Annotated in this window: 11 protein-coding genes and 1 other annotated feature; of the genes, 1 reads left to right on the top strand and 10 read right to left on the bottom strand. The window is 40.6% G+C overall.

Features of this window, described 5'->3' with window-relative positions:
* Positions 1-255: 255 nt before the first annotated feature.
* The 10 genes from ACWODM_RS12350 to ACWODM_RS12305 form a co-directional block, all read right to left on the bottom strand.
* On the bottom strand, positions 256-963 hold the full coding sequence (locus ACWODM_RS12350) for a gamma-glutamyl-gamma-aminobutyrate hydrolase family protein (protein ID WP_455321676.1): 708 nt from the start codon (positions 961-963) through the stop codon (positions 256-258).
* Between the two features lie 166 nt (positions 964-1,129).
* Positions 1,130-2,938 carry an FtsX-like permease family protein gene (locus ACWODM_RS12345; protein WP_455321675.1) on the bottom strand — a complete coding sequence of 603 codons (1,809 nt, stop codon included), beginning with the start codon at positions 2,936-2,938 and terminating at the stop codon, positions 1,130-1,132.
* Positions 2,928-3,677, bottom strand: a complete 750-nt coding sequence (locus ACWODM_RS12340; RefSeq protein ID WP_455321674.1) for an ABC transporter ATP-binding protein — start codon at positions 3,675-3,677, stop codon at positions 2,928-2,930. Before ACWODM_RS12340 ends, ACWODM_RS12345 begins: the two co-directional genes overlap by 11 nt.
* Positions 3,678-3,928: 251 nt before the next feature.
* The gene (locus ACWODM_RS12335; protein WP_455321673.1) at positions 3,929-4,129 is read right to left on the bottom strand and encodes a hypothetical protein; all 201 of its coding nucleotides are present in this window, start codon (positions 4,127-4,129) and stop codon (positions 3,929-3,931) included.
* A gap of 21 nt (positions 4,130-4,150) precedes the next feature.
* Positions 4,151-4,333 (bottom strand): hypothetical protein, encoded by a 183-nt coding sequence (locus ACWODM_RS12330; protein ID WP_455321672.1) that lies wholly within the window; start codon positions 4,331-4,333, stop codon positions 4,151-4,153.
* A 595-nt stretch (positions 4,334-4,928) separates the two neighbouring features.
* The gene (locus ACWODM_RS12325) at positions 4,929-7,337 is read right to left on the bottom strand and encodes a DNA translocase FtsK (RefSeq protein ID WP_455321671.1); all 2,409 of its coding nucleotides are present in this window, start codon (positions 7,335-7,337) and stop codon (positions 4,929-4,931) included.
* 82 nt (positions 7,338-7,419) lie between these two features.
* Positions 7,420-8,232 carry an amino acid ABC transporter substrate-binding protein gene (locus ACWODM_RS12320; protein WP_455321670.1) on the bottom strand — a complete coding sequence of 271 codons (813 nt, stop codon included), beginning with the start codon at positions 8,230-8,232 and terminating at the stop codon, positions 7,420-7,422.
* A gap of 17 nt (positions 8,233-8,249) precedes the next feature.
* A complete protein-coding gene (locus ACWODM_RS12315; RefSeq protein ID WP_455321669.1) occupies positions 8,250-8,882 on the bottom strand; it encodes an amino acid ABC transporter ATP-binding protein in 633 nt (210 codons plus the stop codon).
* A gap of 12 nt (positions 8,883-8,894) precedes the next feature.
* Positions 8,895-9,536, bottom strand: coding sequence for an amino acid ABC transporter permease (locus ACWODM_RS12310; RefSeq protein WP_455321668.1), 642 nt, complete (start codon positions 9,534-9,536; stop codon positions 8,895-8,897).
* Between the two features lie 187 nt (positions 9,537-9,723).
* Positions 9,724-9,959: a binding site (T-box leader), on the bottom strand.
* Positions 9,960-10,300: 341 nt separating this feature from the next.
* Positions 10,301-10,861 (bottom strand): YdeI/OmpD-associated family protein, encoded by a 561-nt coding sequence (locus ACWODM_RS12305; protein WP_455321667.1) that lies wholly within the window; start codon positions 10,859-10,861, stop codon positions 10,301-10,303.
* Between the two features lie 275 nt (positions 10,862-11,136).
* On the opposite strand from ACWODM_RS12305, the gene ACWODM_RS12300 reads away from it, so the two are divergent.
* Entirely contained in the window at positions 11,137-12,006 is an 870-nt protein-coding gene (locus ACWODM_RS12300; protein ID WP_455321666.1) for a helix-turn-helix domain-containing protein, read from the top strand.
* Positions 12,007-12,047: the final 41 nt, after the last annotated feature.

The raw sequence follows: 12,047 nt of genomic DNA, 5'->3' as shown, positions 1-12,047 counted from the left end.
GTTTTCGAGCGCCTAAGGCGATCCAGAAAATGGATTTAAACTAATTATCGAGTAAATTTTTACCCAATTCTGTTTCAAGGGAGCAGTCTGCCCTTAAATAGGTAAAAGTTTTTTAAAAAGCTTTATCTAAGAGTATACAGTCTGAAAACAGATTATTTTTAGAGAAAATACCTGACCTTATTTCAAAATAGGTTATTCGTTCGATAAAATAGATTAAATATTGAGCTATGAATTATTCAGCTACATTAAAAATACTTACAAAGCATTGACTACGTAATCAAATACAGCCATTTCCTTTGGCTGTGACCGAAAAGCAAAGTCTGGATGCCATTGCACACCCAGCAGACGTTCTTTAGGGTTTTCGATTGCTTCAATCAAGCCATCCGTACAAGTCGCACTCGTCTGAAATCCGCCAGCCAACTGGTGAATCCCTTGATTGTGAAAAGAATTTACTTGTCCTGTTTTTCCATAAATCTCTCGCAATACACTGGAGTCACTGGTGAGCAAGCTATGAGAAGGAAGGTCTTTAGGAATCGGATCTTGCATATGAACGACTTCTGTAAAAGAATGCAATTCCTGTTTTAAGGTGCCTCCGAAAAAAACATTCATCAGCTGCATCCCGCGACAAACAGCAAACACCGGTTTTCCTTGTTTCAATGCTTCGTCCATCAGAGCCAGTTCAAAACGGTCTCTTTTGTCCAGATAGCTACCTTGGACGGTTTGCGTTTGCTTGTAATAACGCGGAGAAACATCTTGACCGCCTGCCAGTATCAGCTTGTCGATTCGAGAGACATACTCTTCTGCCAATTCCGGTAGATCCATCGGCAGAACCATTGGTAAGCCACCTGCTTCCTGCACACCTCGAACATAACCATTTGGTGTATAGCTGATCGACATATGATGGAGTGTTTCTCCTGCATCACGTACTTCATTGGCTGCAATTCCTACAACGACACGTTTCATCCTATCCTTCCCCCTTCTTGATTATTTTTTATTTGTTCAAATCATAAGCGGTCGTCTCTAAGAAGTCAACGCAGTTAGTGATCAATATTTTCTATCATTCTTCTAGACACAGCTCCTTCTGTCAACAGGAAAAAAACGCACAGATATCCCTATCCATGCGTTTTTATTAATGAATCACACCACGATAAACCTTTTTAAAGTAGAAAATCCGCGCAATCAGGTAATAGATGAATTGAATCATCAAGAATACACCTAAGACCTGCCAGCCAGCTATCTGCATACCGAGACCAAACAAATGATACATCGCCGTGAGTGCGACTGCGCCATGGACAAAAGAAACTGTGATCGGTGTAAAGAAGAGAATCCCCACTTGTTGATAGACCATTTTCTTCAATTCTTTTTTTGATAGACCTAATTTATAGATCATCTTAAACTTCTCGATGTCATTGTCCATGTCACTGTATAAACGGAAGTACAGAAAGCTTCCCGCTGAGACAAAGAAGACAATCCCAATAAAGATTCCTACAAACAAAATAGGTGCATAGCCCTTGATGATCGTGTCCTTCAAGTACTCTGTCGATTGAATACCATAGGTTTCCAGTTCAGATAATTCCTGACCGGCAGCAATCTGTGCTTCTTTGCTCCCTTTGGTCACTTTCCAGTAAGTATCTTGATACACGTTTCCTCGAGAAGAGACACTATCAGGTAGAATCACTGTGGTCATATAGACCGCTAACAGATCCGATTCGACCATCTCCTCAACAGGGTATGTCTGACCATCGATTTCAACAGAAGCTACCTGTTGTGAGTTATCAAAAACTTGGGCGGAGCTTAGTTGAACCGCTTGGCCATCCGTCTTGATCGTTTCTTCATCGAAGGTCTGCGCCACTTTGTTAAACTCTGACTCCGTAATGTATTGCAGCTGTTCATTCGTATAGTAGGTGAAAGAAACCTTCTCTGCTTCGATATGATGCTTATCTAGCACCTGATCGACAGCAGCAATATCCTGAGGCTCATTACCCATCACTGAGTAAGAATACGGCGTCACACCGATACCACCTAGAAAGATTTCCTGCACACCATACAAGGTACCGATCGCTGCAAAGGTCACAGTAGAGATGACTGAAACAAGGAAGAAACTACGCGCGTTGTCTTTCATTCGGAAGGCTAAATCAGAGAGCACGACCATATTGGTTTTTTTCCAAAAAAAGCTCGCTCTTTTTTTCATTCTCTCAATAATAAAGAGACTTGATTGATTGAATAGGAAGCTAGTTCCCAGTACCACAATAAAGACAACCGGCAAAAAAGCTCCTACAACTGCGGTCCCTTTTGCCCAAAGAGCGACCCCATAACCGCCACCAATCAACAATACAGCCAAGATACTTTTAATGGCAGAGACTTTGAAGCTTCCTTTTCCTAATTCTCCTGCTTTCAACAGTTCCTGCACATTCAATTTTGGCAATCGAAATTGAATGAAGAAAGAGATCAGGAAGAAAAGAATACTGAAAGAAAGCACCGTCAGTAGTAAAGAATTCGTTGGAAAATACGAGTTAAAGTCGATACCCAAAGTCACTCGGGAAAGCCAGAGAATCAATTGAGAGAAAGCAACACCAAATAGACTGCCAAATATCGTCGCAAAAAAGCCGATCACCAAATTTTCAATGAAGACCATCCGTCGTAGCTGCTTGGGACTCATCCCCTGGATCATCAGCAGACCAAATTCTTTTTTTCTTGACTGCAAAAAGACGCCCATTGAATACATGACAAAGAAAAAGGCAAAACCGTAAATCAGGACAGCCGATCCAAGCATGCCTATTTGAACAGCCTGATTCAAGCCGTCACTCAAACTAGGATGGAAGGCAAAGACACTAAAGGTAAAAAAGACCATTACAGAAAACAAGGTACTGAGAAAATACGCTAAGTACAGATGCTTGTTGCGCATTGTATTGCGTACAACAAACTGTCTAAAATTCATTGTCAACGCCCTCGATTCTAGCTAGCTCTTCTAAAATCTCTTCATAAAAAGCTTTTTGATCCGCTGTGCGGCGAATGTCATGAACCAGTTCGCCGTCTTTAATGAAGACGATTCGCTGACAGTAGCTTGCTGCCAAAGGATCGTGGGTGACCAATAGGATCGTCGCCTGTTCTGCTTCGTTCAATTGTTGAAGCAGTCCCATGACATCCTTGGAGGATTTTGTATCCAGATTGCCTGTCGGTTCATCCGCAAGTAAGAGCTCCGGTTGATGAACCATCGCTCTAGCCACAGCAACCCGCTGTGCCTGTCCGCCAGAAATCTCTGCAATCCGTTTGTTCAGCAGTCCTTCAATTCCCAAACGCGGGGCGATATCACGAACCTTCTTTTTCATCACAGCTACCTTTTCACCATCCAATGTCAATGGCAGGACGATATTTTCTTCAACAGTCAAGGTTGGCAGCAAATTAAAAGATTGAAAAACAAACCCCAGCTGCTTCCGACGAAATTGAGCGATTTTTTCCTGATCCAATTCGTTAGGATTCTTACCATTCAACAGAATTTTTCCACTGGTTGGCTGATCAATGGTTGCCAAAAGATTCAAAAAAGTGGTTTTCCCACTCCCAGAAGGTCCCATGATCCCAACAAACTCGCCATCATTAACGGTGAAGTCGATTCCTTTCAATGCTTCATATTGGATTCCTTGTCCATAAACTTTTCGTAATTTTTCTACTTGTAACATGATTACGCTCCTTTTGATTTTTTGATAGTTTCAGTATATAAAAAAAGTAGCTTACAAGACATTGATGAAAATAACAGCAAACGAACAATTTTGTCATGTCGATTATTGGAAGCATAAGACTTTTTTTATTTTGACCATATAAAAAGAATCAGCTACTTGGCAGCTCAAGCACCTGATTCTCAAATTTCTTAAATTATTGGATTTTCGGCAACTCTTCGGAGGTGATGTCAAATAGATTCAGTCTATCTACTCTATTCAGGAACCAACTCCCAGTCTGTCTGTCTATCCAGTACGGTTAAAAAGGGATTTGAACCAATAATAGTATAGTATTTACCATCAATCCTCATGTTGTTTTCATCAAAATCAATCGAAAAACCACCTACATCACCTCGAGCATCGATCCTATAAATTTTTTCGCCACTGTTATAAGGTTCTCTTTCTTTTAGCCTCATGTCGGATACTTCACTCATAATTTAGGAGATTTCTTCTTCATCTCGAAAAAAAATTTGCTCTAAATCATACCCTCGATAGACAAATAACTGAATAATGTCTCCATATTGCTCCTCCAAGAGTTCCCGTTCCTCACCAAAAGTGGTCATTTGGGAATAATGCCGAATAGCCATGACTATTATGGCGAAGACTATCCAGAGTCCCACTATTTTCTTCTTAATTCTGACATCCCCTCTTCCTACAATGCGATATAAGCTGTTCTAGTGTATGTCCAATCTAAGCGAACTATCAATAAAGGATTTTCAGTAACCCATTATATAGTTTTGTATTTAGTAAGCGTCAACTACATTTCAACCGTAACAAAAACTATCATTCATTTCAATAACAATCAATAGACAGCATGTGTCCAGACACTAAGATATTGTTTCCCACTTAGTTGTTATTTCAAGACTTCCAACAAGTATGGATTGTATCTTTTCATATAGTAATAATCCTTTTCAGTTGGAATAAGTTTTGTTTTCCCATCATTTTTAAATGGCAAAATGGCAGCGAAGAATACACCTATGAAATGCTAAAGCACGTATCTTATAGATTTAAATCATTTGAGACTATGAGAAGAAGAATCTTTATGGTCAATCCATTGATTGAAGTAACCTAAAAAAATCCAAAACAGAAATGTTCACTTTCTGTTTTGGATTTTCTTCAATCTAACTCATCCGTCCTCATTGATAACGAGTCCTTCTTTTTTATAAGTGTATCAAAACACAGCTAAAAAAACTGATGCAACTACTTATGATCCTATTACGTTAGGTCTTCCGGATAGCCTTCTTCATTGAACTCTTCTAGCGTTTCTGCGACTAATACCTTCCGAGGCTTGCTGCCTTCTGAAGGTCCGACAACACCATTGGCTTCTAGTTCATCCACCAAACGAGCAGCGCGGTTGTAACCGATACGGAAACGACGTTGTAAGAGTGACACACTGGCTGTCTGCATCTCAACCACTAGTTCTTTGGCTTGATCGTACAATTCATCCTGTGGTTCACTGCTACTGGATCCAGAGGACACTTCCTCTTCAGAAACCATCATTTTTTCTTCATAATTTGCTCCCTGCTGATCGGTAACAAATTTGACTACTGCTTCCACATCTTGGTCGGAAATAAAGGCGCCCTGCACACGAATTGGTTTGTTTTCACCCATCGGTAAGAAGAGCATATCTCCACGACCCAAGAGCTTTTCTGCACCATTGGAATCAATGATCGTCCGTGAATCTGTCCCACTCGATACAGCAAACGCCATCCGTGAAGGAACATTGGCCTTGATGATTCCGGTAATAACATCCACACTTGGTCTTTGTGTTGCCAAAATCATATGGATCCCTGCGGCACGAGCCATTTGAGCCAGACGAATGATTGCATCCTCGACTTCATTGCTGGCGACCATCATCAAATCTGCCAACTCATCAACGATCACCACGATAAAGGGTAGGATCGGATTTTTTTCACCGGTCTCGCGATTTCGACTGGTGATCATTTCATTATAGCCCGTAATGTTTCTGGCTCCTGCTGCTGCAAATTTTTCATAACGCTCTTCCATTTCCTTCACGACTTTTTGCAGTGCCTGCGCCGCTTTTCGAGGATTTGTCACAACAGGTGTCAATAGATGCGGGATCCCATTATACACATTCAGCTCGACCATCTTTGGATCGACCATCATCAGCTTGACTTCATGCGGTTTTGCCTGCATTAAGATACTAGTGATGATCCCGTTGATCGCCACGGATTTCCCGCTTCCTGTCGAACCAGCAACCAGCAAGTGAGGCATTTTGGTTAGATCCGCTGTTTGAACGCGACCAGAAATATCTCGTCCCAATGGCACTTCCAATAAATTGTCCGGATGCGCTGGTGTCGCTTCGATTACTTCTCGGAAAGAAACCATGCTGACAGCATCGTTTGGCACTTCGATCCCGATCAGTGATTTACCGGGAATCGGCGCCTCCATTCGAAGATCTTTGGCCGCCAATGCTAACGCAATATCATCGGTCAGTCCCACGACTTTGCTGACCTTGACACCAATCGCTGGTTGGATCTCAAATTTTGTCACTGCAGGACCTAAGCTAGCTTTGACCACTTTGGCATCGACACCAAAGCTCTCAAAGGTTTTTTCAAGCACCGTGATGTTCTGCTCGATTTTTTTGTATTCGCCGCTTTGATCCGTTTGTTGAACTGCACCCAGTAAGTTGGACGGAGGTAGTTCATAATCTTCGTTTTCAACTTCTTGAGGAATCTCAAAATCCAGTTCTTCTCCGTCTTCAGGCTCTGACTCGACGGATTTTTTCTTTGGTCTGGCTGTTTGTTCTGAAGCAGCTCTCTCTTGCTGTTGAAAGCTGTCGATCGGAACGAAGCTCAATTGCTCTGGTTCGATTGATAGTTCCTGAACTTCCTCCTGTGCCAATTTTTCGCCTGGTGATAATGGTCGCACTTGATTTTTTTCCTGTTCCCTGACCTCTGCTAAAATAGCTTCTCGTTCAGCTGCTTTTTTCTCAGCCTTGGCTTGTTTTTTTGCCTGTCGGCGTTCTGTACGTTGTGCTTGTTTCTCAGGATCTCCTTCAATCAATTGCTGTAGCTTTTCTTTGATCAAATGCAAGCCTTCCAGCAACTGCTGGGCACTCATCTGACTCACAAGAAATGCTCCCACCAGAATCAATACGATACTAATGATGTAGCTACCAATTTGAGCAGATAGAAAATAGGTCCCTTGATACAACAAAGCACCCAACATTCCACCACCAACATTTTCAGCAACTTGGTTATTTTGGATATCGCTTAACAGAAGTTGCCAGGTTGTATTCAAAATGCTAGAATTACTGGCTTGCATTTTGCTAAACAGAAAAGCATGCCAGAGAATCAGAACGCCACTATAGATCAAAAAACTGCCAATGATTCGCTTTCGATTGGTCATTTTCGCTTCGCTGTTCTTGATAACCAGCCAAATACCATAGATGGCTAGACCAATGCATAGAAGATAAAAGGTGTTGCCTCCGACTACTCTAAAGCCGTTGGCAATCAGATTGCCTAAAAATCCCAGTTGGAACAAGCCCAGGATCGCAAAGAAAGCAAACAACAGACCAATGCCGATCAGTGTTAATTTTTCTTGTTGTTGTAATTGTTTTTTTGTTTTTCGTTTTTTGGTTCGGCTTTTTTTCTGCGCCAATTTCATCCCTCTTTTCATTCTGTTTCATTATACAAAAAAAAGAGAGGGAACACAAAGTTCACTCTCTTTCTATCACTATCTATTATTGAGGAAAGACATTCTCGCCAAACCATTCTTCTGAAATCTCTTCAAATGTACCATTTTCCAACAATTCTTGGAAACCAACATTGATTTTTTCGGCCATCTGTTCGTCGTTTTTACGAACACCCACGGCATAATCTTCTTCTTCAAAAGAACTGTCAATCAAATTGAATTGATCCATTTTTTCTGTTTGTGTCAGGTAGTACTCTGCATAAACACTGTCGATCAAGAGGCCTTCAATACGTCCAGCCTCCAAATCAATAAACGCTTCATTGAAACTTGCATATAGCGTTGCTTCATTGTCTTTAACGATATCTTTCAAGACTTCCGGTTGTTCATTGAAGACGTTGTAGCCAGAGGAACCTTCCTGCACGCCTAAGATTTTGTCATCCATGGCAGCGAAGCTATCGATTCCAGAATCTTTTTTCGTTACCAAAATTTGATAACTCTTCATATAAGTATCTGAGAACAACACTTTTTCCTCACGTTCAGCGGTGACGGTATAACCGTTCCAGATCATATCGATACTGCCGTTGTCGAGTTCGCTTTCTTTCATTGCCCAATCGATCGGTTGGAACTGTACTTCTGTATCTGTTAATTCAAATAGTGCAGTAGCCAAGTCAACGTCAAAACCTGTCAGCTCCCCTGCATCGTCACGAAAGCCCATTGGTACAAAGGTATCATCGAGACCGACAATCACTTCTGCTTTGTCCGCTGCACTTTCGACATCGCCCGATCCTTCAGTATTTCCTGTCCCACAAGCACCTAATAATGTTAACCCTGCAACCATCAATAATCCTGTTGATTTTTTCATTTTTCTTCCTCCTACTGTTAGACCGGTGAAACTTCTAAAAGCTCATCCGCTATATTTTTTGCAAAAGCGAGATCATGCGTGACCACGATCTGCGTAACTCCCTGTTTTTTCAAATTCAAGATCAAGCTTTCCACTTGCTGACGCAAGGCAGGATCTAGTGCACTGGTCGGTTCGTCGTAAGCCAATACTTTCGGATCCATCGCCATTGCCCGCGCAATTGCCACCCGTTGCTTTTGTCCGCCAGATAGCTGATAGGGGTACTGTTGCAATAATCCCGACAACCCTAATTGTTCTGCCAGCTGATGACCTTTTGCTGTGTAAGCTTCTTTCGACTGCTTCAAGACCATTTTTGGTGCTAGTGTGATGTTTTCAAAAACACTTAAATGCGGAAAAAGCTGAAAGTCTTGGAAAACCACTCCAACGACTTGTTCCTGTTCCTTCAAATTGGTGGGATCAAACACCTGTCCATCTAATAAGAAGTTTCCGCTGTCTACACTTTCTAAGCCAGCCAGTGTGCGCAGCAAGGTCGTTTTTCCTCCGCCAGAAGGGCCGACGATTGCCAAAATACTGCCATCAGGAATCGTCAAATCCAAGTCTGTGATCACTTTTTTTTCACCAAATGATTTGGTGATTTTTTTTAATTCCAGCATTCCTGTTCCCTCCTAACGGTAATAGCTCAAACGTTTTTCAATTTGTTTTAAAATGACAGTAAAGACACCTGTCATTACCAGATAAATGATGCCGACACCAATCAGCGGCAACAGCGTCGCTTCACGTTCCATGGCGATTTTTCCGATACGCATTACATCGGACAAACCTAGAATATAGATCAATGAAGTATCTTTGACTAAGCTGATCACTTCATTTCCGACAGAAGGTAAGGTGATCTTACCGACCTGAGGGATAATGATTTTAGAGATCGTTTGCCAAGAGGTCAGCCGCAGGACCTGAGCAGCTTCGTATTGCCCCTTCGGAATCGATTGGATCCCTCCACGAAAAATCTCAGCAAAATAAGCGGCATAGTTTAAAATAAACGCAATGACTGCTGCTTCAAATCGGTCAAAAACGATTCCGACAGTTGCTAGACCGTAAAAGACGAAAATCAATTGCAGCAGCAAGGGAGTCCCTCGCATCAGCCAAATGTAGAGCTGGATCACTGGTTTGAAAAGTTTTGATTTGCTGCATAAAATAAATGCTAGTAAAATACCTAGCGGGATCGAACCAACCAATGTGAATGCAAACAACTGAAAGGTAACGATTGTCCCTTTAAATAATTGCGGGAAAACTGAAATAAGTAGTTCCATTATTTTTCCTCCTTAAAATCTTTTTATCATTAGAAAAACCACCTGGTCAGTCCTCGGCTATTTAACCCAAGAGGACGCTGATCACGTGGTTCCACCTCATTTTATCTTCTCTTCACAGAAAAAGATCTCTGCTGGTTCTTGATACGGAACTCAAAAAGAAAATAAAAAAGTCCTCTAGTCACAAAGACTAAAGGACGTAAAATACGTGGTTCCACCTTTTTTTCGTTTGTTCCTCACAGAACAAACCTCAGAAAGTTATCTATCAATAACCATGGCTGTAACGGGCTACCCGGACTTTCCTACTTCAAGCTTCAGAAAATCGACTCCAAGATGTGTTTCACATGCCTTTACTGTCTCTTCTCACCTACCAGAGACTCTCTGCAAAATAACCGACCATGCTACTCTTCTTTTCGATGTCTTTTTTTAAGTTGTTTCCTACTTTACTCTCTCCACAGAAAATTGTCAATCCTTTTATTGAAAAAATCTGAAAATTCCGATTTTAAAATTTGTAGTTGCATTTCTCTTCACTGCATAAGGAAGTCTGCTTCTGTCAAGATTGGCTGAGACTAGCTCAAGCGACCAGCCCCCTCAGGCTATTCAACAAGGTGACTGTGCTACCATATTATTTCGTTACGCTAACTGTAAAAGAACTCTCTAGCGTAACGGAGAGAGAAGCTTGCGTTGTCCCCGTGCTGAGAATTCAATGTGAATTAGTCTCAGTGCCAATTTTATTGGTTACTGAGACTTTGAAGCTTGAAAACGACTCAATCGTCGTTAAGTAACCGACCGTTGTCATGCCAAGCACCATACATAATGCCTTTTTCCGTGTTCTCTAAAAACTTTTTTAGTCTTCTATCATAAATGTTTTTATCCTTATAGTAACTCTGAATGGTATCGATTCTGATTCGTTTGTAGAGTTCGGGAAAAGCCTCGTAATTCTGTTTTATCTCAGGATGACTATTTATTTTACTTTCGATATCAGCTATTACTTTGAAGCGACTGATTGCCATGTCTGGCAACACGTTTTCTCCCTGGTCAGTCATTAATCCCAATGTCCTTAACCTTCTCACTCTTTCTTTATTCAATTCTGTCCAATTGCTGTTTTTTCTTCGAGGAGAGATGCGCTGAGCCGTCTCTGTCTCAGATATTTTTTTCTTGGTACTATCGATCCAACCAAAACAAAGAGCTTCTTCTACGATATCTAAATAGTTCAAATTGTCTTTATTTATGACAACCCAACATTCTTTGCTAGAGGTTGCATTTGTTGATAACCAATTTCTTAATTCTTCACGATTAGCAGGTGTTACTATTGTCTTAAGATTCATTTTTTATCATTCCTTATTGATAGTAATCTAATACGACCTGAAGAAACTCTCTAAAAGTATTGATCAGCTGCTTTTTGGCTGTCTCGGTCTCGCATTTTTTTGATAGGTTTATTTTAACAAATTTCAACTTAAGATTCGAACGTACGTTCCCTTTATTATTAGACCACTTATTTAAATAAAAAATCCAAGAGGCTAAATAGAATTCTCTTTCACTTCCTCTAAAATTACTATACAATGCTAGTGAAGATGATTTAATTAAAAGAGGTGATTTACCAGTGAATCTTCAAGAGTGGCAAGGGATCTATCCCTCAGCTATTGTACAAACAGTCCCGACGGAAGATCCTGATTTTCTGTCTATTTTTGTAGAAAATAAATTTCTTTGGATTCCTAAAAAAGCCTTATCTAAGACTGAAGAAAAGCTAGTACAAGCTTTGACAAAGGCTCAACAACCGGAAATTTCTGCAAAAGAACATCCCTGGTACCCAGCTTTGTTTCAGGGGAAATCTGCTCCTTCAAAGGATGGTCGATTTCGAATCATCCAAGTGGAATTTACTGCATTGAGTTCTACTTCCATTGAGGATTGGAACAATGAAATTAAAAGTATGTTACCTTCATTAGTGGATTATTTCTTTTTTTCTGATTCCACTTGTTTATTGATCGAAACAGCTAATGAACATGCCTTGTCTCCTGAAGAATTAGAGGGCTTGTTTTTAGCTCTAGATGGTGACTTAGATATGTATACTCGCTTGTTTGTAGGATCTTTTTATCACTACAACTACAATTTCACTCAATTGTTACAAGAAGAGCGTCAACTATTTCAACAAGCTAGTCTAGAAAACAATCAGGTGAAATGCTTTGACCTCAGTCAATCGATCATCCATTATTTTTCTTCGACTTCTGTAAAAGATAGCTATCTCATGCAAGTATTGTATGAGTCTTGGTTTGATAACGATATACCTGAGATTATTGAAAGTTTGTGGAACAATCAAGGAAATGTTAGTTCGGCAGCCAAAGATTTATTTATGCACCGCAATACGTTACAGTATAAAATTGAAAAGTTCCAGATACAAAACCTCACGAATTTAAAAAAGATGAATGATCTGTTTTTATGCTATTTACTCGTTGCTGTTTTCCATACGAATTGAATCTTTTACAAGGTGCACAAAAAGGTCTGACTTTTTTGTGC

This window comes from Enterococcus olivae, assembly GCF_053760925.1.
Note: the sequence above shows the minus strand (reverse complement) of the source record. Positions and strands in the feature narration are given on the sequence as shown.

Excerpts from the sequence above, each read along its gene's own strand:
- ACWODM_RS12310 (WP_455321668.1), bottom strand. The coding sequence starts at position 9,536 with ATGGAACTACTTATTTCAGTTTTCCCGCAATTATTTAAAGGGACAATC.
- ACWODM_RS12305 (WP_455321667.1), bottom strand. The coding sequence starts at position 10,861 with ATGAATCTTAAGACAATAGTAACACCTGCTAATCGTGAAGAATTAAGA.
- ACWODM_RS12350 (WP_455321676.1), bottom strand. The coding sequence starts at position 963 with ATGAAACGTGTCGTTGTAGGAATTGCAGCCAATGAAGTACGTGATGCA.
- ACWODM_RS12315 (WP_455321669.1), bottom strand. The coding sequence starts at position 8,882 with ATGCTGGAATTAAAAAAAATCACCAAATCATTTGGTGAAAAAAAAGTG.
- ACWODM_RS12335 (WP_455321673.1), bottom strand. The coding sequence starts at position 4,129 with ATGAGGCTAAAAGAAAGAGAACCTTATAACAGTGGCGAAAAAATTTAT.
- ACWODM_RS12340 (WP_455321674.1), bottom strand. The coding sequence starts at position 3,677 with ATGTTACAAGTAGAAAAATTACGAAAAGTTTATGGACAAGGAATCCAA.
- ACWODM_RS12345 (WP_455321675.1), bottom strand. The coding sequence starts at position 2,938 with ATGAATTTTAGACAGTTTGTTGTACGCAATACAATGCGCAACAAGCAT.
- ACWODM_RS12320 (WP_455321670.1), bottom strand. The coding sequence starts at position 8,232 with ATGAAAAAATCAACAGGATTATTGATGGTTGCAGGGTTAACATTATTA.